Annotated in this window: 26 protein-coding genes and 1 tRNA gene; 16 read left to right on the forward strand and 11 right to left on the reverse strand. The window is 69.8% G+C overall.

All coding sequences use genetic code 11. The features are described from left to right. Nucleotides 1–17: 17 nt before the first annotated feature. The 4 genes from HJ588_RS16015 to HJ588_RS16030 all read left to right on the forward strand — a co-directional run bounded on the left by HJ588_RS16015 (nucleotide 18) and on the right by HJ588_RS16030 (nucleotide 2,553). Nucleotides 18–1,091 (forward strand): chorismate-binding protein, encoded by a 1,074-nt coding sequence (locus HJ588_RS16015; protein WP_343036759.1) that lies wholly within the window; start codon nucleotides 18–20, stop codon nucleotides 1,089–1,091. 34 nt (nucleotides 1,092–1,125) lie between these two features. Then, a complete protein-coding gene (locus HJ588_RS16020; RefSeq protein WP_171157521.1) occupies nucleotides 1,126–1,965 on the forward strand; it encodes an aminotransferase class IV in 840 nt (279 codons plus the stop codon). A gap of 31 nt (nucleotides 1,966–1,996) precedes the next feature. Beyond that, complete coding sequence (locus tag HJ588_RS16025) at nucleotides 1,997–2,434, forward strand: TIGR02611 family protein (protein WP_171157523.1); 438 nt, start codon at nucleotides 1,997–1,999, stop codon at nucleotides 2,432–2,434. A gap of 42 nt (nucleotides 2,435–2,476) precedes the next feature. Next, nucleotides 2,477–2,553, forward strand: a tRNA-Val gene (locus tag HJ588_RS16030). A 122-nt stretch (nucleotides 2,554–2,675) separates the two neighbouring features. Here the strand turns inward: HJ588_RS16030 and HJ588_RS16035 are convergent. After that, on the reverse strand, nucleotides 2,676–3,329 hold the full coding sequence (locus tag HJ588_RS16035) for a TetR/AcrR family transcriptional regulator (RefSeq protein ID WP_171157525.1): 654 nt from the start codon (nucleotides 3,327–3,329) through the stop codon (nucleotides 2,676–2,678). Between the two features lie 66 nt (nucleotides 3,330–3,395). On the opposite strand from HJ588_RS16035, the gene HJ588_RS16040 reads away from it, so the two are divergent. Beyond that, nucleotides 3,396–4,898 (forward strand): flavin-containing monooxygenase, encoded by a 1,503-nt coding sequence (locus tag HJ588_RS16040; RefSeq protein WP_171157527.1) that lies wholly within the window; start codon nucleotides 3,396–3,398, stop codon nucleotides 4,896–4,898. Continuing rightward, the gene (locus HJ588_RS16045) at nucleotides 4,895–5,725 is read left to right on the forward strand and encodes an SDR family NAD(P)-dependent oxidoreductase (protein ID WP_171157529.1); all 831 of its coding nucleotides are present in this window, start codon (nucleotides 4,895–4,897) and stop codon (nucleotides 5,723–5,725) included. Before HJ588_RS16040 ends, HJ588_RS16045 begins: the two co-directional genes overlap by 4 nt. An 8-nt stretch (nucleotides 5,726–5,733) precedes the next feature. Here HJ588_RS16045 and HJ588_RS16050 read toward each other — a convergent pair whose 3' ends face one another. Together HJ588_RS16050 and HJ588_RS16055 are read right to left on the reverse strand one after the other, a co-directional pair. After that, complete coding sequence (locus HJ588_RS16050; RefSeq protein WP_171157531.1) at nucleotides 5,734–6,861, reverse strand: glycosyltransferase family 4 protein; 1,128 nt, start codon at nucleotides 6,859–6,861, stop codon at nucleotides 5,734–5,736. Next, a complete protein-coding gene (locus HJ588_RS16055; protein WP_171157533.1) occupies nucleotides 6,858–8,135 on the reverse strand; it encodes a cytochrome P450 in 1,278 nt (425 codons plus the stop codon). Before HJ588_RS16055 ends, HJ588_RS16050 begins: the two co-directional genes overlap by 4 nt. Nucleotides 8,136–8,383: 248 nt before the next feature. On the opposite strand from HJ588_RS16055, the gene HJ588_RS19830 reads away from it, so the two are divergent. Further along, nucleotides 8,384–9,526 carry a protein kinase domain-containing protein gene (locus tag HJ588_RS19830; RefSeq protein WP_171157535.1) on the forward strand — a complete coding sequence of 381 codons (1,143 nt, stop codon included), beginning with the start codon at nucleotides 8,384–8,386 and terminating at the stop codon, nucleotides 9,524–9,526. Here the strand turns inward: HJ588_RS19830 and HJ588_RS16065 are convergent. Then, entirely contained in the window at nucleotides 9,440–10,735 is a 1,296-nt protein-coding gene (locus HJ588_RS16065; RefSeq protein WP_171157538.1) for a DUF4184 family protein, read from the reverse strand. The genes HJ588_RS19830 and HJ588_RS16065 overlap by 87 nt on opposite strands. 85 nt (nucleotides 10,736–10,820) lie before the next feature. Between HJ588_RS16065 and thrS the strand changes: the two genes are divergently transcribed. After that, on the forward strand, nucleotides 10,821–12,800 hold the full coding sequence (gene thrS / locus HJ588_RS16070; RefSeq protein WP_246242729.1) for a threonine--tRNA ligase: 1,980 nt from the start codon (nucleotides 10,821–10,823) through the stop codon (nucleotides 12,798–12,800). A gap of 233 nt (nucleotides 12,801–13,033) precedes the next feature. Here the strand turns inward: thrS and HJ588_RS16075 are convergent, their stop codons facing one another. Both HJ588_RS16075 and HJ588_RS16080 read right to left on the reverse strand, forming a co-directional pair. Next, entirely contained in the window at nucleotides 13,034–13,528 is a 495-nt protein-coding gene (locus tag HJ588_RS16075) for a hypothetical protein (RefSeq protein WP_171157542.1), read from the reverse strand. An 81-nt stretch (nucleotides 13,529–13,609) separates the two neighbouring features. Then, nucleotides 13,610–14,026 (reverse strand): VOC family protein, encoded by a 417-nt coding sequence (locus HJ588_RS16080; protein ID WP_171157544.1) that lies wholly within the window; start codon nucleotides 14,024–14,026, stop codon nucleotides 13,610–13,612. A gap of 80 nt (nucleotides 14,027–14,106) precedes the next feature. Between HJ588_RS16080 and HJ588_RS16085 the strand changes: the two genes are divergently transcribed. Next, nucleotides 14,107–14,598, forward strand: coding sequence for a GNAT family N-acetyltransferase (locus tag HJ588_RS16085; protein ID WP_171157546.1), 492 nt, complete (start codon nucleotides 14,107–14,109; stop codon nucleotides 14,596–14,598). Here HJ588_RS16085 and HJ588_RS16090 read toward each other — a convergent pair. After that, nucleotides 14,591–15,028: a nitroreductase family deazaflavin-dependent oxidoreductase gene (locus HJ588_RS16090; protein ID WP_171157548.1), complete on the reverse strand. Its 438-nt coding sequence runs from the start codon at nucleotides 15,026–15,028 to the stop codon at nucleotides 14,591–14,593. The genes HJ588_RS16085 and HJ588_RS16090 overlap by 8 nt on opposite strands. A 62-nt stretch (nucleotides 15,029–15,090) precedes the next feature. Here HJ588_RS16090 and HJ588_RS16095 point away from each other — a divergent pair, with 62 nt between their 5' ends. From HJ588_RS16095 to pdxS, 6 genes are all read left to right on the forward strand, one after another. Continuing rightward, a complete protein-coding gene (locus tag HJ588_RS16095; protein ID WP_171157550.1) occupies nucleotides 15,091–15,636 on the forward strand; it encodes an HIT family protein in 546 nt (181 codons plus the stop codon). A 28-nt stretch (nucleotides 15,637–15,664) separates the two neighbouring features. Continuing rightward, nucleotides 15,665–16,288 (forward strand): phosphatidylinositol phosphate synthase, encoded by a 624-nt coding sequence (gene pgsA / locus HJ588_RS16100; RefSeq protein ID WP_171157552.1) that lies wholly within the window; start codon nucleotides 15,665–15,667, stop codon nucleotides 16,286–16,288. Then, a complete protein-coding gene (locus HJ588_RS16105) occupies nucleotides 16,285–17,196 on the forward strand; it encodes a phosphatidylinositol mannoside acyltransferase (protein WP_171157554.1) in 912 nt (303 codons plus the stop codon). The genes pgsA and HJ588_RS16105 overlap by 4 nt, the downstream gene beginning before the upstream one ends. Beyond that, nucleotides 17,193–18,368, forward strand: a complete 1,176-nt coding sequence (locus tag HJ588_RS16110; protein ID WP_171157556.1) for a glycosyltransferase family 4 protein — start codon at nucleotides 17,193–17,195, stop codon at nucleotides 18,366–18,368. The genes HJ588_RS16105 and HJ588_RS16110 overlap by 4 nt, the downstream gene beginning before the upstream one ends. Continuing rightward, entirely contained in the window at nucleotides 18,368–18,943 is a 576-nt protein-coding gene (locus HJ588_RS16115) for a hypothetical protein (protein ID WP_171157558.1), read from the forward strand. The genes HJ588_RS16110 and HJ588_RS16115 overlap by 1 nt, the downstream gene beginning before the upstream one ends. A 151-nt stretch (nucleotides 18,944–19,094) precedes the next feature. Further along, a complete protein-coding gene (pdxS, locus tag HJ588_RS16120; protein WP_171157560.1) occupies nucleotides 19,095–20,012 on the forward strand; it encodes a pyridoxal 5'-phosphate synthase lyase subunit PdxS in 918 nt (305 codons plus the stop codon). 12 nt (nucleotides 20,013–20,024) lie between these two features. Here pdxS and HJ588_RS16125 read toward each other — a convergent pair whose 3' ends face one another. From HJ588_RS16125 to HJ588_RS16140, 4 genes are all read right to left on the reverse strand, one after another. After that, the gene (locus tag HJ588_RS16125) at nucleotides 20,025–20,975 is read right to left on the reverse strand and encodes an LLM class F420-dependent oxidoreductase (RefSeq protein WP_171157562.1); all 951 of its coding nucleotides are present in this window, start codon (nucleotides 20,973–20,975) and stop codon (nucleotides 20,025–20,027) included. A gap of 11 nt (nucleotides 20,976–20,986) precedes the next feature. After that, nucleotides 20,987–21,514 carry a GNAT family N-acetyltransferase gene (locus tag HJ588_RS16130; RefSeq protein ID WP_171157565.1) on the reverse strand — a complete coding sequence of 176 codons (528 nt, stop codon included), beginning with the start codon at nucleotides 21,512–21,514 and terminating at the stop codon, nucleotides 20,987–20,989. A gap of 55 nt (nucleotides 21,515–21,569) precedes the next feature. After that, complete coding sequence (locus HJ588_RS16135; RefSeq protein WP_171157567.1) at nucleotides 21,570–22,256, reverse strand: hypothetical protein; 687 nt, start codon at nucleotides 22,254–22,256, stop codon at nucleotides 21,570–21,572. A gap of 87 nt (nucleotides 22,257–22,343) precedes the next feature. After that, the gene (locus tag HJ588_RS16140) at nucleotides 22,344–23,327 is read right to left on the reverse strand and encodes an alpha/beta fold hydrolase (RefSeq protein ID WP_171157569.1); all 984 of its coding nucleotides are present in this window, start codon (nucleotides 23,325–23,327) and stop codon (nucleotides 22,344–22,346) included. Between the two features lie 102 nt (nucleotides 23,328–23,429). On the opposite strand from HJ588_RS16140, the gene HJ588_RS16145 reads away from it, so the two are divergent. Beyond that, a complete protein-coding gene (locus HJ588_RS16145; protein WP_171157571.1) occupies nucleotides 23,430–24,071 on the forward strand; it encodes a TetR family transcriptional regulator in 642 nt (213 codons plus the stop codon). The last annotated feature ends 20 nt before the right edge of the window (nucleotides 24,072–24,091 follow it).

Raw genomic sequence — 24,091 nt, forward strand, 5'->3', positions numbered from 1 at the left:
ACGCGTAAAGTGGTGCGGTGCTCGAAACCGCCCGATTCGCCGAGCTGTCCGCGCACGGCGTGCTCGAGATCCGACATGACGCCGGGTGCCTGGACGAGCCGGGAGTCTGGGTCGTGGTCATGCCGTTCACCGGCCGCCCGACGTTCGTGCGGATGGAGCACGTGCGGCCGGCGACCCCGGCGGCCGGTCCCACCGCGGACGGCGCCGTCGTGCCGTCAGCCGTCGCAACGACCCGTAGCGTCGACGGGTCCGCCTGGCGCAGCTCACTCGACGCCGAGGCCTACCAGGCCGGCGTGACCGCGATCAGGGCGCGGATCGCCGCCGGCGAGGTCTATCAGGTCAACCTCTGCCGCGTGCTCTCTCGCCCGATCGGCGACGACGTCTCGCTGGATCGCCTCGACGACCTGCTGCGCCGCAGACACAGCACGCGGTTCTCCGCCCGCATCGACCTGCCGAGCGCGGGTCTGGACATCGTGTGCGCCTCGCCGGAGCTCTACCTGGAGCAGGCCGGCGACGTCATACGGTCCGGGCCGATCAAGGGCACGGCGACGTCGCTGGAGGCGATGCTGCCGAAGGATTTCACCGAAAACGTCATGATCACCGATCTCGTGCGCAACGACCTGTCGACCGTATGCCGGCCCGGCACGGTCGCCGTCGAGCAGCTCTGCCACCCCGAGCGCTACCCGGGCTCGGTGCACCTGGTCTCCACCGTCGTCGGACGGCTGCTGCCGGGCACCCGCTGGCCCCAGATCCTCGAGGTGGGATTCCCGCCCGGGTCGGTCTCCGGTGCACCGAAATCTACTGCGCTGCAAGCGATTAGGGATCTCGAGCCGGTCGGTCGTGGACCCTACTGCGGTGCCATCGGGTATGTCGACGCCGACGCCCGCACGGCACGTCTGGCGGTCGGCATCCGCACCTTCTGGGCGGACGGTGCGGCGGGGGAGCGGCGTCTGCACTTCGGCACCGGGGCCGGCATCACCTGGGCGTCCGACCCTGCGGGGGAGTGGGCCGAGACGCAGCTGAAGGCGCAGCGGCTGTTGCGGCTCGCCGAGCAGGCCGTCGGCGAGCCGGCGGTGGGAATGACAGGATGAAGGTTCCGGCCGAGCAGCAAGCGTGGAGGGTGACATGGGTGACACGGACGTCCGGGTGTGGGTGGACGGCGAGCGCGTCGACGCCAAGCCGAGCGTGAGCGCGCTCGATCACGGGGTGACCGTCGGCGACGGTGTCTTCGAGACCTGCAAGGTCGTCGACGGACAGGTCTTCGCGCTGGGCCGGCATCACGACCGGCTCGACCGTTCGCTGCACGGCCTGGGTCTGCCGTCGGCCGACCGTGACCGGCTGGCCGAGGGCATCGAGGCGGTGCTGGCCGAGCCGCTCGACTTCGGCCGGCTGCGCTACACCGTCACCGGCGGCATCGGCCCGCTCGGCTCGGACCGCAACGACGTGCCGATGACGTATGTCGTCTCGGCGATGCCCGTCCCGCGCGCCGCGGCGACCACCAAGGTCGTCGTCGTGCCGTGGACCCGTAACGAACGCAGCGCGGTCGCGGGGCTGAAGACGACGTCATACGCCGAAAACGTCGTGGCCCTGGCGAAGGCGAAGTCCGAGGGCGGCACCGAGGCGATCTTCGGCAACAACCGCGACGAGCTCTGTGAGGGCACCGGCTCCAACATCTTCGTCGTCGTCGATGGCGAGATCCTCACGCCCCCACTCGAATCCGGCGCGCTGGCCGGCATCACCCGCGCCCTCGTGCTGGAGTGGTGCGCCGACGCGGGCCTGCCGATCCGGGAGCAGACGCTGCCGCTGTCGGTGCTCGACACCGCCGACGAGGTCTTCATCACCTCCTCCACCCGCGACGTGCAGGCCGTGCACGCGGTGGGCGATCGAACTCTCGACGCGCCCGGTCCGTTGACCCTCCGAGCGGCGGAGGCCTTCGCACAGGCGTCCGCGGAGGGACGCGACTGACGCGTACGGGAACGGAAGGGCTTCGAACGCAGTGCCAGAGCACGTCGAGCAGAAGGAAGAAACGGTCGTCGAGGACCGGTTTGCGTGGCGCGCCCGCATCCGGTCCAATCCGACCATCCATCTCATCTACCGCATCGGGGTGGCGGTGCTCGGGCTGGTCATCGTGGTCGTCGGCATCGTGCTCCTGCCGCTGCCCGGCCCCGGCTGGGTGATCATCTTCATCGGCATCGGGGTGTGGGCGACCGAGTTTGACTGGGCGAGCTCGCTGCTGCGCTTCGCCAAGGAGAAGGTGCAGCTGTGGACGCAGTGGATGGGCCGGCAGAACTGGTTCGTCCGTGCCCTCGTCGGCCTCGGCATCGTCCTGCTGGTGGCGGCCTGTTTCTGGCTGGTCTTCCTGGTCAGCGGCGTCCCCGGCTTCCTGCCACAGCAGGTGAAAGACCTGCTCGCGCAGCTGCCCGGACTCGATTAGGTGACCGTCCCCGCGGTCGGCTAAGGTTGGCTCCCGCAGCACGGATGTGTAGCTCAGTTGGTTAGAGCGTTCGCTTCACACGCGAGAGGCCAGGGGTTCGAGTCCCTTCACATCCACCACAGCACGACGAAGGGCCGCACCGACCGAGGTGCGGCCCTTCGTCGTACCTCTGCGTCAGCAACGAAGCTGTCACGGGACGCCTCCTCGGCGATGTCGCCGACGTCTACGTCGACCTCAGCGCTCAGAGCGTCGGCGGCGAGGTGTAGATCGCTGACATCCAGATGTCGACGAGCACGTCGAGCACCGCCTCGCGGGGCAGTGACGGTTGCGACCCGGTGAGCGTGCCGTAGATCGCGCGCTCGTTCATCGCGTTGAGCGCGATCGCGATGTCACGAGCCGGCCGGCCGGTGGGAGCGGCGCCGCGCGCGCGTTCGGCCTCGATGCCGGCGGTGGTGTTGTCCACCCAGAGCGTCGCGGCGCGGTCCCAGCCCTCGCGCACCCGGTCGTTGCGAAAGCGGGCGTCCGCGCACGCCAGCGCGACCCCGCGCTGCGCGGCGAACGTGTCGAGATAGACGCCGAGTGCGTCCCGCCAGCCCTGCCGCACCTGCTCTTCCGACGGCGTCAGGCCGGCGATCGCCTCCTCGCTGCGCTGCACCAGGCGGTCCAGCAGCGAGAGCAGCACGTCGTCCTTGGACCCGAAGTAGAAGTAGAACGTCGGGCGGGAGATGCCCGCACCGCTCGCCAGGTCGTCGATCGAGATATCAGCGAACGGCACTGACTCCAGGAGCTTTTCGGCCGTCGCAAGGATCGCCGCCTCCCGGTCGTCGCCACTCACCCGGGGAGCACGTCGGCCGCGCCCGGCGGCGGCGGTCGGGCCGGAGGAACGTTTCGCCATACCACGAAGATAGCAGTTGTCGACACACCGTTGACTCAATCAACACGGTGTCGATAACGTGTCGGTATGACGAACCCGGAGCACTTCGACGTCGTGATCGTCGGTGCCGGCCTGTCCGGCATCGGGGCGGCGAGCACCCTGCGGCGCGACCACCCCGACAAGTCCCTGCTGATCCTGGAACGCCGCGAGCGGATGGGCGGCACGTGGGATCTGTTCCGTTACCCGGGCGTGCGCTCCGACTCGGACATGTACACCCTCGGTTACCGCTTCCGGCCGTGGACCGACACCAAGTCGCTGGCCGACGGCCCGTCGATCCGGCAGTACATCGTCGACACCGCGCGCGAGTACGGCGTCGACCAGCTGATCCGTTATCAGCAGCAACTCCTCTCCGCGGACTGGTCGTCCCGCGACCAGCAGTGGACCCTGCGGCTGAGCACACCGGAGGGCGAGCGCGTGGTGACCTGCGTGTTCCTCTACATGTGCAGCGGCTACTACAACTACGACGAGGGCTACACCCCGACGTTCGCCGGCAGGGACGACTTCGCCGGCCGCATTGTGCACCCGCAGCACTGGCCGGAGGACCTCGACGTCACCGGCAAGAAGGTCGTGGTGATCGGCAGCGGAGCGACAGCCGTCACCCTCGTGCCCCAGCTGGCGCGCGATGCCGAGCGGGTCACCATGCTCCAGCGGTCGCCGACGTATGTCGCGGCGGTGCCGTCGGTCGACGCGATCGGTGACCGGTTGCAGCGGCGCAAGGTGCCGACCCGCATCGCCTACCCGATCCTGCGCTGGAAGAACGTCGCGCGCGGCGTGGGCATCTACGAGTTCAGCCGCCGCCAGCCGCAACGCATGCGTGCGCTGCTCGACCAGGGCGTCGCCCGCTTCTTCAAGGGCAGCGACTTCGACTACCGCACCCACTTCCGGCCGAGCTACGACCCGTGGGACCAGCGGCTGTGCGCGGTGCCCGGCGGCGACCTTTTCAAGGCGATCAAGCGCGGCACCGCCGACGTGGTCACCGACACCATCGACCGCTTCGACGAGACCGGCATCCTGCTGGGGTCGGGCAAGCACCTCGACGCCGACGTGATCGTCACGGCCACCGGGCTCAACCTGCAACTGCTCGGCGGTGCCGGGCTGTCGGTCGACGGAGCCGAGGTCGAGGCGCCGCAGCACTACGTCTACAAAGGCATGGCCCTCAGCGGCGTCCCCAACTTCGTGATGACGATCGGCTACACCAACGCATCCTGGACGCTCAAGGCCGACCTGGTCGCCGAATACGTCAGCCGGCTGCTTCGCCACCTCGACAAATCCGGTTACGCGGCGTTCGTGCCCGAGGTGCCGGCCGAGTCGGCGCGGTGGAAGTCCGAGCCGCTCATCGACCTGCAGTCCGGCTACGTCACGCGCAGCGTGCACCTGCTCCCGCTGCAGGGTGAGGGCTGGCCGTGGAAACTGCGGCAGAACTACCCCTACGACCTGATGAAGCTGCGGCACGGTTCGCTCACCGACGGTGTCCGTTTCATCACCCGCTCGACCGCGAAAAACCCCGAACGAGAGTTGGTTTCGGCATGAAGTCGTTGAAGGACAAGGTCGTCGTCATCACCGGGGCCGGCTCCGGCATCGGTCGCGCACTCGCGCTGCAGGCGGCCCGCGAGGGTGCCCGTCTGGCGATCAGCGACGTCGACGGCGAAGGACTCGCCGAGACCGCGCGCCTCGCGGAGGCCGCCGGCGCCCGGGAGGTGCTGACCGACAAGGTCGACGTCGCCGACCGCGCGGCGATGGCCGGTTACGCACAGCAGGTCGCCGAACACTTCGGCACGGTGAACGTCGTGGTCAACAACGCCGGCGTCTCCCTCACCGGCACCTTCGACAAGCTGCCCTACGAGGACCTCGACTGGATCATGGGCATCAACTTCTGGGGCGTGGTGCACGGCAGCAAGGAGTTCCTGCCGCACCTGATCGCCTCGGGGGACGGCCACCTGATCAACATCTCCAGCCTCTTCGGTTTGCTGAGTATGCCGGGCCAATCGGCATACAACGCAGCGAAATACGCCGTCCGCGGCTTCAGCGAGTCACTGCGCGAGGAGTTGCTGATCGCCAAGGCGCCGGTCGGTGTCACGGTCGTGCACCCGGGCGGCATCAAGACCGCGATCGCGCGCAACGCCCGCTACGCCGAGGGCGAGGACGGCGAGCGGACCGCGCGGATGTTCGACAAGAAGCTGGCCCGCACCACCCCCGAGAAGGCCGCCGAGGTGATCTTCGACGGCATGCGCTCGGGCAAGGCCCGGGTGCTGGTCGGTGCCGACGCCCACCTGCTGCACACGGTGGCCAAGGTGCTCGGCGCGCGCTACCAGGACCTGGTGGCCCGGCAGTACAAGAAGCTCGGTTCGCGGCGCTGACGCGGGCGTCAGCCGCGCCCGAGCTCCTGGCGGGCGCGGCGGTAGAACGCGTAGGTCGCCTCCATCGCGTCGGCGAACGTCACCGACGGTGAGTGGCTGCGCGTCGAGGTCTTCAGCTGGTCCAGGCCCTCCCGGTCGACCAGCACCTTGGCGAGGGTGTCGACCATGTCGTCCTGGTCCTCGACCAGCAGTCCCTCGACACCGCTGCGGATGAAGTCGGCGAGGCCGGTGAAGCGGTAGCCGAGCACCGGCACGCCGGCGCTGCGGGCCTCCAGGGCCGCGATGCCGAACGCTTCCTTGCGGGAGGGCGCGATGAAGAGGTCGGCCTCGTGCAGCAGGTCGCGGATCTGCTCGGGCGTGCGGTGACCGAGCAGCGTGATCCAGTCGCCGAGATCGAGCTCCTCGATCTGCTTGTTGAGCTCGTCACGCCGCGGCCCGGCGCCGACGATCGACACCGAAACCGGCGTGCCCGCAGCGACTTTCGCCTTCACCCGCGACATGATCTCGATGAACTCGTCGATCTGCTTGCGCTTCTTCAGCCGGCCGACGAGCACGATGCGAAACTCCGGCACGCCGGTCTGGTGCTGCGGCGGCTCGGTCGGCTTCCACCAGTCCGTGTCGACCAGATTGGGCACCACCGACACGGTCTTCTCCCGCGGGTAGGTGCGCTTGATGTGCCCGGCGATCATGCTGCTGACGCCCGAGTAGACCGGACGCAGGGGAGCAGGGCCGAAGAAGACCCAGGTGACGAAGCGGTGCGCGACCGCGACCTTCCACCACACCGAGTGCACGGTGACCGCCACGGGGATGCCGCGCTTGTGCGCGGCCCGGGCGACATACACCGCGATCGGTGAGGCGACGGTGAAGTGCGCGTGCACCACGTCGACCGGCTCGCGGTCGAGCACCTGGGCGACCATCCGCGCGTTGAGGCTCGGAAAGGCGATCGTCAGCCAGCGGACCCGCAGCCCGCGGTGCACGTCGAGGCCACCGGCGTCCCCGTTGGGCGGCTTGTTGACCGCGGTGATCACCGAGACGTCGTGCCCGTCGGCGCGCTGGGCGCCGGCGAGCATCTCGACCTGACGCTCGATGCCCCCGACGTCGGGAGGGAAGGAGTCGGCGACGTGGACGATCCTCATCGGGTGGCTTCGTCCGGGTGCAGGCGCACCGGCAGGGACTCGACGCCGTAGACGATCGACAGGTCACGGAACTGCAGGTCCTCGGGCCGCGCCGCGAGCTGCAGGTGCGGGAAGCGGCCCACCAGCCCGAGGAAGGCGGCGCGCAGCTCCATGCGCGCCAGCTCGGCGCCGACGCACCGGTGGAAGCCGTGCCCGAAGCCGAGGTGGGACGGCCGCTCGACGCTCGGGTCGAGGCGGTCGGCGTGGGCGCCGAGCGCCGGGTCCCGGTTGGCGCCGGACAGCGACACGATCACCACGTCGCCCTTGGCGATCTTCTTGCCGTAGAGCTCGAGGTCGGCCTTGGCGAAGCGGGGGAAGGAGATCTGCACGACCGCCAGGTAGCGCAGCAACTCCGCGACGACGTCGTCGACCCGGTCCGGCCGTCCGGCCTCGGCGTAGCAGTCGGGGTCGCGCAGCAGGGCCAGCGTGCCGAGGGAGAGCATGCTCGCCGAGGTCTCGTAGCCGCCGGTGAAGACGCCGTCGGCGAGCCCGCCGAGCTCCTCGTCGCTGACCTCGTCACCGAGGTCGCGGATGATCTGGCCGATCAGCCCGTCGCCGGGCTCGGCGCGCTGACGGCGCACCGCCTCCTCCAGGAACGTGCGCGACTCCGACATGGCGCCGAACACGCCGGCGCCGCCCTCGGCGATGTCGAAGCGGGCGTGGCCGAGGGCGCGGAAGCGCTCGCGGTCCTCGACCGGCAGTCCCAGCAGCTCGCAGATCACGAGGAAGGGGATCGGGAAGGCGAACTCCTGCACCAGGTCCACGACCGGGCCGGCGGCCTCCATCGCGTCGAGGCGTTCCTGCACGATGCGGTCGATCACCGGCTGCAGGTGCTGCAGTCGCCGCACGGTGAACTCCGGGGTGAGGATCTTGCGCAACCGGGTGTGCTCGGGCGGGTCGGTGAAGCCGAGGCCGCCGATGGTGACGTCGGCGCCCATGCCGAGCATCGGGCGGATGTCGGTGGAGTAGCTGGAGGTGTCGGCGAGCACCGACTTGGCCTCCTCGTAGCCGCTCACCACCCACACGTTGATGCCGAGCACCCGGCGCATCCGGTGCACCGGCTCCTTGGCACGCATGGTCGCGAGTGCGGGCAGCGGGTCGAGGCCGTCGCGGCGCAGCGGCATGGTGAGCTTCTTGGGCAACACGCCCAGGCCGGAAATGCCTGACGATCGTCCAGTGGCGGTGGACAGTAGCCGCTGACCGACCCACTTGCGGATCGTGGCGGTGGCAGTCATGGAAGGCTCTCCTGGCTCAACGAGGCGGCGCAGTCTGCGGGGTCGAAGGCCCGTGAGATGGTCGGGCGGCGGCGTAGCTCGCCACCGGTGTGCCGTTCGCGGCCCCGATCCCACGAACACGGTTCACCCTTAAAGGTAACGGACGCCGAGCGGTAGGTCGTGCACGGCACGCGCGGGCCGCACGGCGTGGCAGTTAATCTTTGCGTCGTGTTCAAGCAGCAGTTGCGTTGGCGTGGCGGTGCGGCCCGGTGAGTCCTGGTGATGCCGAGCCGCGCATGGGTGCTCGATTCGGGCACTACACGCTGCGTGAGGTGATCGGCCGCGGCGGCATGGGGCAGGTCGCCCGGGCGACCGACACCCGGCTCGGGCGGGACGTGGCCCTCAAGGTGATGAACCTCGACGTCGCCACCCACGCCGACTACCGCGCCCGCTTCCAGCGCGAGGCCGAGATCGTCGCGCGGCTCACCGACCCGCACGTGATCCCGATCCACGGGTATGGCGAGATCGACGGCCGGCTCTACCTCGACATGCGCCTGGTCGAGGGCCGCAACCTGGCGCAGCTGCTCGCGATGGGGCAACTCGAGGTGTCCCGCGTGCTCGACATCCTCGGTCAGATCGCCGATGCGCTCGAGTCCGCCCATCGTGCGGGTCTGGTGCACCGCGACGTGAAACCCTCCAACATCCTGGTCGACCCGCGCGGGTTCACCTACCTGGTCGACTTCGGCATCGCGGCGACGCCGGGGGAGGGCGACGTCACCGGCGAGGGGGAGGTCGTCGGCAGTGCCGCCTACATGGCGCCCGAGCGCTTCGGGCAGTCGCCGCGGGCCGACGCGCGCAGCGACGTCTACTCACTCGCCTGCGTGCTCTACCAGGCGCTCACCGGCAGCAAGCCGTTCCCGGGGCCGGACACCGCCGCAGTCATCGCGGCGCACCTGCGCACCCCGCCGCCGCCGCTGCGGCGGCGCCGTCCCGACCTGCCGGTGGCGCTCGACCGCGTCGTCGCGCGGGGGATGGCCAAGCGACCGGCCGACCGGCCGGCGACCGCGGGGGAGCTGATGCGGGCGGCGAAGGCCGCGATGGCGGCACCTGCTCCTGCTCCTGCTCCTGTTACTGGTCCGCCCGCCCCGGGCGTCCCACCGGCTCGGCCGGTGCCGCGATCGGCTGCACCGCGACCGTCCGCACGGCCTGCTACTCCGGCCGCACGACCGCATCCGCCGCAGGCGGTGCGGATGCCGCAACCTGCCGGGCCGGCGCCGACCGCCGCATCGCCGGCAGCGTCGTCCGCCGCGTCCTCGGCGGCCCACTCACCGACGTCGACGCGTTGGTTGCTGCTCGGCGCGATCGCCGTCGTCGTCTTCATCGTGCTGCTCATCGCCCTGGTGCTCGGCTGACGCCTGCGGCAGCAGACTCTGCCGCCATACATAGAGGCAGAGGCCCACGGTGACGGCCAGGAGCATGACGTTGCGCACGACGAGCAGCCACACCGACAACGCGGCCGGCGGCGTCGCGATCATCGCGTTGTAGTGCACCGGGTAGAGCTGCTGGGTGGTGAGCGCGATGAGCAGCAGAGCCCCCATCAGCACGCGCGGGGCGAGCACCCGGGGCCAGGTGGCCAGCACGAGCGCCGCCGGCGGGGCGATCCACAGCAGATATTGCGGGCTGAACGTCTTGTCGGTGACCACGATCAGGCAGATCACCGCCAGGCAGAGCCAGGCGGTCAGCTCGGGGCGCTCGTGCCGGACCCGGAAGCAACGCCACCAGAGGAAGGCGATGACGAGGATCGCGACCCCGATCAGGGCGGTCGCGGTGTGCTGCGCGGCGGCGGTCCACGGGCCGTTGATCTCCCACGCGTTGTGCGCGTATTCCACCCGCCAGCGGTCCGGATGCCGCAGCCGGTCGAACATCAGCGGCGTGGCGACCAACGACTCGACCTGCAGGCCACGGTCGCGCTGCCACGTCAGCGGCGAGAGCGTGCGCTCGACACCTGCGAACACCATCGAGACGTCGACCAGCACCACGACCGTCAGCGCTGCCGCGGCGGCCGAGCGACGGAGCTGCTGCCCGCGGGTGGCGAGCATGGGCACCAGCACGATCGGCCACAGTTTGAAGGCGAACCCCAGCGCGGCGGAGATGCCGGCCCGGATCGGGGCACGGGCCGACAGGCCGATGGCGACGGCCGCGAAAACGCCTGGCAACAGATCGAAACGGAAGATCAGCAGCGGACCGAGGCACAGCCCGAAACCGATCCAGGCGAAGGCGCCGAGGTAGTCACGCGAGCGCCGGCCGAGGTGCACCAAGTAGGCGGTGAAGAGCAGGTCGACGAGCAGCATGGTGGCGACGAACAGCTGGCGGAAACGGTCGCCGTCGGTGCCGGCGATCAGGTGCATCGGCCACATCAGGGCGACGACCGGAGTGGGGTACTCGGTGAGCATCCGGGTGATGTCGTGCTGCTGCAGGACGTCGCTGAAATAGCCGATGTCGCCGTCGATGTCGGTCTCCCGGCGATGGATCAGCAGCAACGCGCCGCGGCTCGCCAGCCAGAGCACGGCGATCAGCCCCGCCATCCGCAGCTGCCCGGTGTCGCGCGATCGTTCCCCCATGCCGGGCAACCCTAATCGTCACCCACCGACTAGCCTGAGCCCGCTGCAATTCCCGCCCGCATCAGCTCCCCGAAGGAGAACACCCTTGTCCGCCGAGCAAGACTCGACCACCGCCGCTGGACAGCGGGTCGACACGCCGACGACCGGTACCGAGCTGTTCGGTGGCGACCGTCGCATCGTGGCGATGAGGGTCGACGGTGAGCTGCAGGATCTCTTCCGTGAGGTGCCCGCCGGTGCCAGCGTCGAGCCGGTGCCGGTCGACTCCCCGGACGGCGTCAATGTGTTGCGCCACTCGACCGCACACGTGCTCGCGCAGGCCGTGCAGCAGGTCAACCCGGACGCCAAGCTCGGGATCGGCCCGCCGATCACCGACGGTTTCTACTACGACTTCGACGTCGAGACGCCGTTCACCCCCGAGGACCTCAAGGCCCTCGAGAAGGCGATGCAGAAGATCATCAACGAGGGGCAGACCTTCCACCGGCGTGAGATCTCCGACGCCGACGCCCGGACCGAACTCGCCTCGGAACCCTACAAACTCGAGCTTATCGGGCTGAAGTCGAAGGCCGGCGAAGCCGCGGAGGGCGCCGACGCGGAGGTCGGCGAGGGCGGCCTCACCATCTACGACAACGTGCGCCGCGACGGCACCGTCGCCTGGGGCGACCTGTGCCGCGGGCCGCACCTGCCGTCGACCAAGCTGATCGGCAACGCGTTCAAGGTGATGCGGTCGGCCGCGGCATACTGGCGCGGCTCGGAGAAGAACCCGCAGCTGCAGCGGATCTACGGCACCGCGTGGCCGAGCAAGGAGGAGCTGAAGGCCTACCTCGACCGCCTGGCCGAGGCCGAGAAGCGCGACCACCGCAAGCTGGGTGCCGAGCTCGACCTGTTCAGCTTCCCCGAGGAGCTCGGGTCGGGGCTGCCGGTCTTCCACCCCAAGGGCGGGGTCATCAAGCGGGAGATGGAGGACTACGTCCGCCGCCGGCACATCGAGGAGGGCTTCCAGTATGTCGGCACCCCGCACATCTCCAAGGACGGCCTCTTCCACACCAGTGGACACCTGCCCTACTACGCCGAGACGATGTTCCCGGGCATGGAGCTGGAGGGCGCGCAATATCGCCTCAAGGCGATGAACTGCCCGATGCACAACCTCATCTATTCCTCGCGCGGCCGCTCCTACCGCGAACTGCCTTTGCGTTTCTTCGAATTCGGCTCGGTCTACCGCTACGAGAAGTCGGGCGTGGTGCACGGCCTCACCCGCGTGCGCGGTATGACGCAGGACGACTCGCACTCCTACGTCACCGCCGAGCAGGCACCCGGCGAGATCCGGCACCTGCTGGGCTTCGTGCTGTCGCTGCTGCGCGACTTCGGTCTCGACGACTTCTACCTGGAGCTGTCGACCCGCGACACCGAGGGCGACAAGAAGGACAAGTTCATCGGCACCGACGAGCAGTGGGAGACCGCGACCGCGATCCTGGAGCAGGTCGCCACCGAGTCCGGCCTGGAGCTGGTGCCCGACCCGGGCGGTGCGGCGTTCTACGGCCCGAAGATCTCGGTGCAGGCGCGCGACGCGATCGGGCGCACCTGGCAGATGTCGACCATCCAGTACGACTTCAACCAGCCGCACCGCTTCGGGCTGGAGTTCCAGGCCTCGGACGGCAGCCGGCAGGAGCCGGTGATGATCCACTCGGCGAAGTTCGGGTCCATCGAGCGCTTCCTCGGGGTGCTCGTCGAGCACTACGCGGGCGCCTTCCCGCCCTGGCTGTCGCCGGTGCAGGTCCTCGGGGTGCCGGTCGCGGAGGAGTTTGCGCCATACCTGCAGGACGTGTTGGACACCTTGCAGGAGAAGGGGATTCGCGTCGAGCTGGACGACTCCGACGACCGCTTCCCGAAGAAGATCCGCAACGCCAGCAAGTCCAAGGTGCCGTTCGTGCTGATCGCCGGCGACGAGGACCGCACGGCAGGCGCGGTGTCCTTCCGCTACCGCGACGGCTCGCAGCGCAACGGTGTGCCGGTCGCCGAGGCGGTCGAGGAGATCCAGGCCGCGATCGCCGACAAGCGACAGGTCTGACCCGGAACTCGCCCGCCGTGCCGTGAGTTGGAGCAGGTGCAGCCCCCACCGGACTCGAGGCCCTTGGGGGCTGCACCAGGTCTGCGCGAACTGCACCAACACGCAACAGTCCGGCATCTTCGGGCCCGTCGTCGCCCGGATCTCGGCGAGCCTCAGGGAGTCGTCGGCCTCGATTGCGATGCGTGCGACACCCAGCCTGGTGAGCGCGTCGTCAACCTGAGCGGACGCGAGGATCAGCCGCCGCTGGTGTAGTAGGTGATGTCCCAGTGGCTGCCCTCGTCGCAGTAGAGGTTGCCGGAGGCGGCCTTCCACTGCGGATAGCCGTCACCGCGCAGGCCGATGTAGGTGAACGAGTTCTTGATGTAGCTGTTGATGCAGGTGTTCTTGGAGATGTCGGCCTTGTAGCCGTTGTAGTGGCTGTAGGTGCCCGAGGCGTGACCGACCTCGGTGCCGCCGGTGACGTTGATCGCGCAGCCGCTCGCCCGCTTCAGGGTGATCAGGCCGCTCACCGTCGTCTGGTTGATCTGCTCGAACGAGGTGCAGCTGGAGTTGCTGCGGGTCGTGCAGCCACCGCTGGAGGACCAGGTGATGCCGGCCGATCGCAGCTGCGAGGCCGCGGACGACTGACTGAGTTTGGTGACGGCGGAGGCCGGTCCGGCCGAGATCGCAAGGGTCGCGGCGGCAAGGCCGGCGACCGCCGTCGCGTGCAGAATCGTGGGTGTGCGCATGCCCGGATTGAAGCAGTGCGTTGGTAAACGCCGGGTCGAGTGCAGTACAGGATTCGGCAAAGGTATGGCGCGTGCTCCCGATCAGCGCGGGCCGCTGATGTTCATCAGCCAGTTGACGCCGAACTTGTCGATCAGCATCCCGAACTCGTCGCCCCACGCCTGCTTCGACAGCGGCATCAGCACCTGGGCGTGGTCGGTGAGCTTCTCCCAGTAGCCGCGCAAGTCGTCGGCGCTGTCGCCGGACAGGCTGATGCCGCCGTTGGGCATCGGCTGCATCGCCTGCGGCACGTCGGAGGCCATCAGCGTGAAGCCGGCCGGTGTCTCCAGCTGCGAGTGCATGATCTTGTTCGCGTCGACCGGGTCGATCTTCTCGTCGTTCGGGTTGACCTGCTCGAAGGTCATCGCGGACACCTCGCCGCCGAAGACCGACTTGTAGAAGTCCATCGCCTCCCGGGCCTGGCCGGTGAAGTTGAGGTAGGGATTGAGGACTGCGCTCACGGATCTGCTCCTTCGCGGGATGGTCGTATGGCGAGGGTCTATCGCCATACGACCCACCGAACCATGGAAAACTCCCGCACGTGAGCCAAGTGGACCGGATCCGGATCGAACGTGCGCGCCCGAGGCGGGACGACGCGTTCGCGCTCGCCGCGATGACGTTGCGCTGGGACCTGGCGGGCGGCGCCCCGAACAGGCCGGGCTTCCTCGACGAGTTCGCCGATGCCTGGCTGGACGCCGCGGCGAGCAGGCCGGCGTGGATCGCCCGGCGACCGGACGGCAACCCGGTCGGCTTCGCGATCGGCGCGCTCGTCACCAGCCTGCCGAGCCTGCGCCGGCCGGCCGGCGGGTGGCTGCACCTCAGTGGCTTCTACGTCGACCCGGACCTGCGCGGTCAGGGCCTCGGGCAGCGGCTGATGGACCAGGTCGTCGCCTTCGCCCGGGAGCGTGGCCTCTCCCGGGTGCAGCTGAACGCGACCGACGAGGCGCGGGCGTTCTACCGCCGGGCGGGCTTCGGCGGCCCGCAGGACACGCTGATGCAGCTCGTCCTGTCAGGCCGCCTGCCGGCTACTTGACCGGCTCGATCACGAACACCGGAATCTGCCGGTCGGTCTTGGTCTGGTACTCCGCGTAGGGCGGGTATGCCGCGACTGCACGCTCCCACCACTCGTCCCGCTCGGCGCCGGTGATCTCGCGCGCCACCCCGTCGTGCTTGCTCGTGCCGTCCTGCACCTCAACCTCAGGGTGAGCCACGATGTTGTAGAACCAGGCCGGGTTCTCCGGCGCCCCGCCCTTGGAGGCGACCGCGGCATACGTCCCGTCGTGCTCGACCCGCATCAGCGGCACCCGGCGCAGCTTTCCGCTCTTGGCGCCGCGCATGGTGTAGACGACCACCGGCATACCCATCACGTCGACCGACTCGGTGGTGCCGGTCTCGTCGATCTTCGCCAGTTGGTCGGCGACCCAGCCGGTCTTCTCTTCTGCGTACTCGCCCTGCAACGGCATGTCGACTCCTTGTCGTCGGTTGGGGTAACTGTCGGTCGGGGCACCAGCCTACGATCGGGTCCATGTCGTCAGCGATCGAGCCGGAGACCGAATTCGCGCGCGTGCCCGACGGGTTCGAGCGCCTGTGGACTCCCCACCGGATGGCCTACATCCGCACCGAGAAGCCCGACGAGGACGACGACGTGGCCTGCCCGTTCTGCGCGGCGCAGACCAAGAGCGACGAGGACGCGCTCATCGTGCACCGGGGGGCGACCTGCTTCGTCATCCTCAACCTCTTCCCCTACAACCCCGGCCACCTGCTGGTCTGTCCCGACCGGCACGTGCCGGGATATCTCGACCTCACCGACGAGGAGACCGCCGAGTTCACCTTGCTCACCAAGCAGGCGATGCGGGCGGTCACCGCTGCGGCCGCGCCGCACGGCTTCAACCTCGGCATGAACCAGGGCGAGGTCGCCGGCGCGGGAGTCGCGGCGCACCTGCACCAGCACGTGGTGCCGCGGTGGGGCGGCGACGCCAACTTCCTGCCGATCGTGGCGCAGACCAAGGCGCTGCCCGAGCTGCTCGCCGACACCCGCGCGCGGCTCGCCGACGCCTGGCCGCAGGACTGACCCACGACGCCCAGTAATCTGAGCGCCGATGCTCAACCGATATGCGCGGGCCGCGATGGCCAAGATCATGACCCCGGTGGCGCGCCTGTTCCTGCGCCTCGGGATCAGCCCCGACGTCGTCACCATCGTCGGCACCCTCGGCGTCTGCGCGGGGGCGCTCGCGTTCTACCCGCGCGGTGAGTTCTTCTGGGGCACGGTTGTCATCACCTGCTTCATCTTCTCCGACACCCTCGACGGCAACATGGCCCGGATGTCCGGCCGCTCGAGCGTGTGGGGCGCCTACCTCGACTCGACCCTGGACCGCGTCGCCGACGCGGCGATCTTCGGGGCGCTCGTGCTCTGGTATGCCGGTGACGGGCAGAACCTCACGATGGCCGGGCTGGCGCTCGCCTGCCTGATCCTCGGCATGGTCGTGTCCTACTCCAAGGCGCGCGCCGAGGGCCTCGGTATGACGGCCAACGTCGGCATCGCCGAGCGCTCCGAACGTCTCGTCGCGGTGCTCGTCACGACCGGGCTCGTCGGCATCCCGTGGCTGCACCTGCCCACCGCGGTGCTCGGCGTGGTGCTCGCGCTGCTCGCGATCTTCAGTTTCATCACCGTGCTGCAGCGGATGCTCACCGTCCGGCGTCAGGCGCTGGACGCCGCGAAGTGAGCCCGCGCGACCGCGCGGAGACCCTCGCCTACCGCGCCGGCTGGTCGCTGGTGCAGCGGCTGCCCGCGCGGGCGGCATACGGAGTGTTCGACAAGGTCGCCGAGCGGATGCACCGGCGCGGCGGCAGGTCGGTCGAGCAGCTGCGCAGCAATTACGCGCGGGTGCGGCCCGAGCTGTCCGCGAGCGAGCTCGACGCGCTGGTCCTCGCCGGCCTGAAGTCCTACCTGCGCTACTGGTGCGACGCCTTCCGGCTGCCGCGCCAGACCCCGCAGACCCTCGATCGCGGCATCCGCCTGACCGGGTATGACGCGGAGGCGCGCGCGATCGTCGAGTGCGGCGAGCCACTGGTGCTCTTCCTCGGCCACCTCGGCAATTGGGACCACTGCGGCGCCTGGGCGACCCACTTCTTCGCGCCGGTGACCACGGTCGCGGAGCGGCTGAAGCCCGAGGCGGTCTTCGACGCATTCGTCGCGTTCCGCGAGTCGCTGGGCATGCGCATCCTGCCGCTGACCGGCGGACCGGACGTCTATCCGCAACTGCGAGAAGCGATTTCGCGTGGCGGCTTCGTGCCGCTGCTCTCCGACCGCGACCTGACGTCGCGCGGAGTCGCGGTCACGCTCTGCGGACACCCTGCGCGTGCCGCGGTCGGTCCGGCCCGGCTGGCGCTGGAGACCGGCGCGGCGCTCTTCCCGCTCGCGGTCACCTACGAGCGCGTGCCCGGCAGCGTCGAGCACCGGGTGGTCGCCCGGTTCGGCGCGCGCGTCGTGCCGCCGGTCGACGGCAGCGCCGCCGAGAAGGTCCGCCGGATGACCCAGCAGTGCGTCGACGACCTGGGGGAGACGATCCGCGAGCACACCGAGGACTGGCACATGATGCAGCGGGTCTTCACCGGGGACGCCGCGCGATGAGGATCGGCATCGTCAACCCCTACGCGCTCGACGTGCCGGGCGGGGTGCAACTGCACGTGCGCGACCTGGCCGAGCACTTCATCGCACAGGGGCACCACGTGCGGGTGCTCGCACCGGCCGACGAGGACGCCGCGCTGCCGGACTACGTCGACCCGGCCGGCCGGGCGATGCCGGTGCCCTACAACGGGTCGGTCGCCCGCCTGCTCTTCGGGCCGGTCACCGCCGCGCGGGTGGGGCGCTGGATCGACCGTGGCGCGTTCGACGTGCTGCACGTGCACGAACCCTTCTCGCCGAGCGTGTCGATGCTCGCGATGATGGCCGCCGAGGGGCCGGTCGTCGGCACCTTCCACTCCAGCACGCTGCGGTCGCGGGTGCTGCTCACCTTCATGCCGCTGCTCGAGCCGCACCTGGAGAAGCTGAGCGGCCGGATCGCGGTCTCCCGCGAGGCCCTCGGCACCATCCACCGGCACGAGGGCGCGGCCGACGCCGTGATCGTGCCCAACGGCGTCAACGTCGACCGCTTCGCGCAGGCGCCGGTCGCCGCGCAGTGGCAGGGCAGTGACGAGCGGCCGACGATCGCCTTCCTCGGCCGGCTGGAGGAGCCGCGCAAGGGGCTGGCCGTCCTGCTCGACGCGATGCCGTGGCTGCTCGCGGCCCGGCCCGGGCTGCGGCTGATCGTCGCCGGACCCGGCGACCCGGCCGAGGCGCTGCGTCATACCTCTGCGGAGGTGGTGGCCGCCTGCGAGTTCCTCGGCATGGTGAGCGATGTCGACAAGGCGCGGCTGCTGCGGTCGGTCGATGCGTATGTCGCGCCGAACGTCGGCGGGGAGAGCTTCGGGATCATCCTCGTGGAGGCCATGAGCGCGGGCGCGCCGGTGATCGCGAGCGACCTGCCGTCCTTCCGCGACGTCCTCGACGGTGGGCCGGCCGGCGTCACCTTCCGCACCGGCGATCCCGCCGACCTCGCGGCGACGGTGCTGGCGGTGCTCGGCGACCGCAGTCGCCGCGACGAGCTGAGCGCGCTGGGCGCGGTGCGCGCTCGCGACTTCGACTGGTCGCGGGTGGCGGCCGACGTGATGGACGTCTACGAGACGTGCCGCGCGGCGCACCCGGAGCCGGTGCACACCGCGTCGGCCAACCGGTCCCGACGGATGCTGCGAGGCCGCGGCTGATGCGGCTGTTCGCGTGGACGGCGTTCGTCGTCGCGGTGCTCGCGCTGCTGGCGTGGTATTTGTCCTACACCGCGGCGCGGCTGGATCGGCTGCACGCCCGGGTGGAGGGTTCGGTCGCCTCGCTGGACGCGCAGCTGGTGCGGCGGGCCGAGGTGGTGCGCGAACTCGCCGGCGCCGGCGTGCTCGACCCGGCGAGCGCGCTGCTGCTGGCCGACGCCGCCGGTGCGTCGCTCGATGCCTCGGACGCGGTGGACCTCAAGGAGGAGGTGCGCGAGGACGGCATCGGGGCCGCGCGAACCGCCACCGAGTCGGCGCTCACCCAGACGCTGCGGGCGACCCTGACCCCTGACGTCGTCGCGCAGTTGCGCGACGAGGAGGACGGGCTGCCCGAACTGCTCGACCTCCTGCGCTCGGCGGGGCAGCGGGTGGAGATCGCCCGGCGCTTCCACAACGAGGCCGTGCGCGAGGTGCGGCGGCTGCGCGCCCGTCCGCAGGTGCGCTTCCTCGGGCTCGCCGGCCACACCCTCCTGCCGACGCCGGTGGAGTTCGACGACCGGCTGCCGGACGGGGTCTGAGGCGGGCGGGGTCTGAGGTGGCCCGGGCGCACACCGCGACCGCACCCCTCGGCCAGAGTTGGCCATGGCCGGATGATGCCAGAACGCGCATCGTGGCAGGTTGCTGCCGTCATACGGGCTTAGGCTGGGGTGCGCAGTAGGACCGAACGAGATGGAGTGCACCGTGACCGAGCTCGCCCAGCAAGCCGCCCAGACCGGCACCGCCCGCGTGAAGCGCGGGATGGCCGAGATGTTGAAGGGCGGCGTGATCATGGACGTCGTCACGCCCGAGCAGGCGAAGATCGCCGAGGACGCCGGTGCGGTCGCGGTCATGGCCCTGGAGCGGGTGCCGGCCGACATCCGCGCGCAGGGCGGCGTCTCCCGGATGAGCGACCCCGACATGATCGACGGCATCATCGAGGCCGTCTCGATCCCGGTGATGGCCAAGGCGCGCATCGGCCACTTCGTCGAGGCGCAGGTGCTGCAGAGCCTCGGCGTCGACTACATCGACGAGTCGGAGGTGCTGACCCCTGCCGACTACGCCAACCACATCGACAAGTGGGAGTTCACCGTGCCCTTCGTGTGCGGTGCGACCAACCTGGGCGAGGCGTTGCGCCGGATCACCGAGGGCGCGGCGATGATCCGCTCCAAGGGCGAGGCCGGCACCGGCGACGTCTCCAACGCCACGACCCACATGCGCCAGATCCGGCAGGAGCTGCGCCGACTGCAGAGCCTGCCCGAGGACGAGCTGTATGTCGCGGCCAAGGAGTTGCAGGCGCCCTACGAACTCGTGCGCGAGGTCGCCGAGGCGGGCAAGCTGCCGGTCGTGCTCTTCACCGCCGGCGGCATCGCGACCCCGGCCGACGCCGCGATGATGATGCAGCTGGGCGCCGAGGGGGTCTTCGTCGGGTCGGGCATCTTCAAGTCGGGCAACCCGGAGCAGCGCGCCGAGGCGATCGTGAAGGCCACGACCTTCTACGACGACCCCGACGTGATCGCCAAGGTGTCCCGCGGGCTCGGCGAGGCGATGGTCGGCATCAACGTCGACGAGCCGGCTCGGTCGATCCAGTTCGCCGAGCGCGGCTGGTGAGGGCGCTCCGCCCTACCTGATCAGCGGCGCCAGCGTCTCGCCGAGCAACTGCACGCGGCCCGGGATGTGGCCGTTCGCAGGGGCGTTCACGGTGACGCCGTCGATGCCGGTGGCCAGCAGCTTCTCGTATGCCGCGGCCACCTCGTCCGGCGAGCCGACGATCGCCGAGCCGGGCCGGCTCGCCGCGCGCGGGTTGCGGGCGACGTAGTCGTCGAGCTCGCGCTGTGCCTCCTCGTGGGTCGGCGCGATGCACGCGGTGGTCTGGTAGCTCACCGTGATCTGCGACCGGTCCCGGCCGAGCGCGTCGCAGTGGCCGGCCAGTGCCTCGAGCTTGCGCGGTATGTCGTCGACCGCGCAGATGAGGTTGGACTCGTCGGCATACTGGGCCACCATCCGCAGCGTCTTGCGTTCGCCGGCGCCGCCGATCATCACCGGGATCGGCCGCAGCGGCGCGGGGGAGTTGAGCGCCTCCTTGACCTGGTAGTGCTTGCCGTCGAGCGTCGGCCGCTCGCCGCGCAGCATCGGCAGGATGATCTGCAGTGCCTCCTCGAGCTTCTCGAACCGGTCGGTGAAGGTGCCGAATTCGTAGCCGAGAGAGTCGTGCTCGAGTTCGAACCAGCCCGCGCCGATGCCGAGCTGAGCGCGGCCGCCGGAGACCACGTCGAGCGCCGTGACCTCCTTGGCGAGCAGCGTGGGATTGCGGTAGGTGTTGCCGGTGACCAGCGCCGACAGCCGCACCTGCTCGGTGTGCTGGGCGAGCGCCGACAGGAGCACGTAGCACTCGATCATCGGCTCGCCGGGCTCGCCGAGCATCGGCAGTTGGTAGAAGTGGTCCATCACCAGGACGGTGTCGAAGCCGCTGGAGTCGGCCTCCTTCGCCTGCTGCACGACCGTCGGGAACAGGCGGTCGGCGGGAATGTCGGGATAGCTGAAATTCGGGATCTGGTAACCGAGCTTCGTCATACCCGCGGACGCTACTCCCCGAAGCTGCGCGGCAAGATCATCAGGTGGATGGGCAGGTCCAGGTCGAGCTCGGGGTGCCAGGGCGCCTGCGTCGTCCCGATGATCTGCCAGCCGCGCTTCAGATAGAGGTTGACCGGGGTGTCGTGCGCGGCGACGACGTCCAGCACCGGGTAGCCGCCGGCCGCGGCATACTCCGTCGCGGTCGCCAGCAGGCGTGACCCGATGCCGCTCCCGGCGAGCGTCAGGTCGGCGAACAACGCTGAGATGCAACGGAGTTGGGAGATCTCGGCGTGATGCGCCGCCGCCCACGAGCGGCTGATCGGATCGTCCGACACGGTGGTCACCGACGCGTGCCCGACGGGTCGCCCGTCGACTTCGGCGGTCCACGACTGCACCTCGGTGCTGCGGCGCAGGAACGCGTCGGAGCCGCCCGGGAACGGCCAGACGAACGGGTAGCGGGTGGTCGGCTGGTCACGCTCGAGAAGAGCGCCGAGCGCCGGCAGGTCGGCGTCCTCGCGCCGCCGGATGATGATGTCCACGGGCGCGAGAGTATCCGTGGTCACGCCGACGGCAGCTCGCCGACCTGACAGACAGTCACCGAGGCTGCTCGGGTTCATCCAATGCGGTCGCATTCACTGCGTCTTCGGTGGCATCGAGGGCAGCCTGTTGCGCTCCACGAGCCGGTGCGATGTCCGTGGGTCCGGGTCCTTGCAGGCAGGCTGCGATGTCATCGCTCAGCAAGGCCGCGAGCAGGTCGGGTGCCTTGCCGTAGACGCCCTCTGCCCACAGGCCGGTCGAACTTGCGTTCGCGATCGGCACACCAACGCGCACGCAGATGCGGATGAGCAGGCTCTCAAGGTCAGCTGTTCGCCAGCCCGCGCCCACGGCGGCTGGGTCCTCGATGTAGTTGCCCGGCCTGGCCTTCCAACCGTTCTGCTCCATCAAGGTGGTGACCTGTGCGGCGTCGAACCCGACGGAGTCCGGATCACCGTTATCTGCTGGTTTCACTTGGTAATAGCGCGGTGTGGCGTTGTTGCGCTGCACCATGTAGACGAAGCCGGAGACCAGCTCATCGCTTGTGTGGACCGGTCCTCCGTTGACCCACGTGGCCTCGTTCGAGTGACGGGTGAGGCTGTCGGCCTTGCCGATATAGACGACGTTGTCCGTGGGGTCGGTGTAGACGTAGATGCGTGCGGCGTTCGGGTCGCCGGTCTCGGTCAGCGTGAAACCGACGCGTTGAGCCAACGCGACCAGGTCGCGGGCCGAAAGGGTTGCGGGCATGGACGCCTCCGCGACGACTCGATGATCCGGGAACCCGACCATACTCGCGGCGCGCCGGCCGAGGAGGCAGTCGGCGCCGACTCGTGCTCAGCCGGTGAGGGGTCGTGCCTTGCGGCCGGTCAGCGGCGTGACCGGCCGGCGGCCTGCCCGCGCGCGGTGGATGCGCCGGCCCGGGCCGTCGCGCAACAGCTCCCGCAGCCTCTCCTGGTCGTATGACGAGGGCTCCGTCGAAGCGATGAATCGCCTTACCAGACGCACGAATTCACCGGGATGGTCGCGATGCGGGAAGTGGCCGCTGTCCGGGATGACGGTCACGTCGGCGCCGGGGGCGAGGGCGGCGACGTTATGCGCGTGCTGGGCCGGGATCACCTGGTCGTCGGCGCCCCAGATGACCGCGAGCGGCATCTCCTCGGTGAGGTAGGCGCGGTCGGTCATCGTGACGATCTGGCCGTGCCAGTCGACGACCGCTCGCAGCACGTGGCGCACCGCGGCCCGCTGGTGGCTGTCTTTGAAGGAGTCGTAGATCGAGGCGATCTCGTCGATGTCGCGGGTGCCCGGCAACCGGCAGGCGTGCGCGAGCCGCAGCGCGGCGGTGTTGACGTGCCGGATGCCGGGGAGAGTCAGCGCGCCCATCACGTGGTGGAAACCGGGCGTCGTCACCGACCGGATGACCGGGCTCACCTCGGGGCCGAGGCCGCCGGGGGCAACCAGCACGAGGCGCTCGGTCGACTCCGGGTATTGGTAGGCGAACTGCATCGCCACCCCGCCGCCGAAGCTGTGGCCCACCACCGTGACTCGGTCGATCTCCAGCACCGACAGCAGGTCGCGCATGCCGTTGGCGAAACCGCCCAGGCTGTAGTCGGCCCGTGGCTTGGCCGACTGACCGTGGCCGAGCAGGTCGGGTGCGATCACCGTGTAGTCGCGGGCGAGTTGCCGGATGACCGGGTCCCAGGTGTGGTGGTCGCAGGCGACGCCGTGCAGCAACAGCAACACCGGCCCCGACCCGATCTTCACGTAGGCACGGCGATGTCCGTGCACGTCCGCGAAGCGGACCCGAGGCGAAACGGTCATAGTCGGGCATTCAATCACCTCGACGGGCCTCCAGCTACCGATTGGTAAGTCGCGTCGTCGTGGTGCGTCGGGCCGCCGGTGCGAGGTCAGTACGCTCGCCGGGTGCCGTCCGACAAGCCAGCCCCGCCGCGACTGACCCGGGAGGCGATCCTCGACGTCGCCGGGCGACTCGTCACCGTCGGCGGCGCGGACGCCCTCAGCATGCGCAAGCTCGCAGGGGAACTCGGGGTGTCGCCGATGGCGCTCTACCGTCATGTGCAGGACCGGGACGAGCTGCTCGTGGCCCTGCTCGACCGTGAGTTCGAGGCGGTGGTGTGGCCGCCTCTGCCGGATCCAGGTGCCGAGCGTGCCGTCCAGGTCATGCTCATGCTGCACCGCGAATTGGCTTCTCGGCCATGGGTTCTGGACGCGCTGACCCGCGGGGACCTGATGGCCCCGAGTGCAGCTCGCGCGACCGACGACGTGCTGGGCTCCCTGCGGGCCGCTGGGTGCTCGCCCCAGACCGCCGCGATCCGGTATGCCGCAGCGTGGCGACTGACGCTGGGCGCGCTGCTGGTGGACGCCCGGACCGCCTCGGCGGTCGCGGGGCTGACCCGCCCGACCGTGCAGGAGCAGGTGCGCCGCGACGCCGACCCGGAGACCTTTCCGGCCCTTGTCGAGTGCGGTGATGCGCTGCGGCAGCAGCGGCAGGATTTCGACGTCGAGCACGCATTGCGGTTGATCCTGGCGGCGCCACCGGAGTAGGTTTACGCGTACACAACGTG

The organism is Flexivirga aerilata, assembly GCF_013002715.1.
Classification (GTDB): Bacteria; Actinomycetota; Actinomycetes; order Actinomycetales; family Dermatophilaceae; genus Flexivirga; species Flexivirga aerilata.

Coding starts and splice junctions, on each gene's coding strand:
- HJ588_RS16140 (WP_171157569.1), bottom strand. CDS start 23,327: ATGACCGTTTCGCCTCGGGTCCGCTTCGCGGACGTGCACGGACATCGC.
- HJ588_RS16090 (WP_171157548.1), bottom strand. CDS start 15,028: ATGCCGTTGCAGGGCGAGTACGCAGAAGAGAAGACCGGCTGGGTCGCC.
- HJ588_RS16055 (WP_171157533.1), bottom strand. CDS start 8,135: ATGACTGCCACCGCCACGATCCGCAAGTGGGTCGGTCAGCGGCTACTG.
- pgsA (WP_171157552.1), top strand. CDS start 15,665: ATGCTCAACCGATATGCGCGGGCCGCGATGGCCAAGATCATGACCCCG.
- HJ588_RS16125 (WP_171157562.1), bottom strand. CDS start 20,975: ATGACGAAGCTCGGTTACCAGATCCCGAATTTCAGCTATCCCGACATT.
- HJ588_RS16045 (WP_171157529.1), top strand. CDS start 4,895: ATGAAGTCGTTGAAGGACAAGGTCGTCGTCATCACCGGGGCCGGCTCC.
- HJ588_RS16050 (WP_171157531.1), bottom strand. CDS start 6,861: ATGAGGATCGTCCACGTCGCCGACTCCTTCCCTCCCGACGTCGGGGGC.
- pdxS (WP_171157560.1), top strand. CDS start 19,095: ATGGAGTGCACCGTGACCGAGCTCGCCCAGCAAGCCGCCCAGACCGGC.
- HJ588_RS16075 (WP_171157542.1), bottom strand. CDS start 13,528: ATGCGCACACCCACGATTCTGCACGCGACGGCGGTCGCCGGCCTTGCC.
- HJ588_RS16115 (WP_171157558.1), top strand. CDS start 18,368: ATGCGGCTGTTCGCGTGGACGGCGTTCGTCGTCGCGGTGCTCGCGCTG.
- HJ588_RS16020 (WP_171157521.1), top strand. CDS start 1,126: ATGGGTGACACGGACGTCCGGGTGTGGGTGGACGGCGAGCGCGTCGAC.
- HJ588_RS16110 (WP_171157556.1), top strand. CDS start 17,193: ATGAGGATCGGCATCGTCAACCCCTACGCGCTCGACGTGCCGGGCGGG.
- HJ588_RS16135 (WP_171157567.1), bottom strand. CDS start 22,256: ATGCCCGCAACCCTTTCGGCCCGCGACCTGGTCGCGTTGGCTCAACGC.
- HJ588_RS16065 (WP_171157538.1), bottom strand. CDS start 10,735: ATGGGGGAACGATCGCGCGACACCGGGCAGCTGCGGATGGCGGGGCTG.
- HJ588_RS16095 (WP_171157550.1), top strand. CDS start 15,091: ATGTCGTCAGCGATCGAGCCGGAGACCGAATTCGCGCGCGTGCCCGAC.
- HJ588_RS16040 (WP_171157527.1), top strand. CDS start 3,396: ATGACGAACCCGGAGCACTTCGACGTCGTGATCGTCGGTGCCGGCCTG.
- HJ588_RS16035 (WP_171157525.1), bottom strand. CDS start 3,329: ATGGCGAAACGTTCCTCCGGCCCGACCGCCGCCGCCGGGCGCGGCCGA.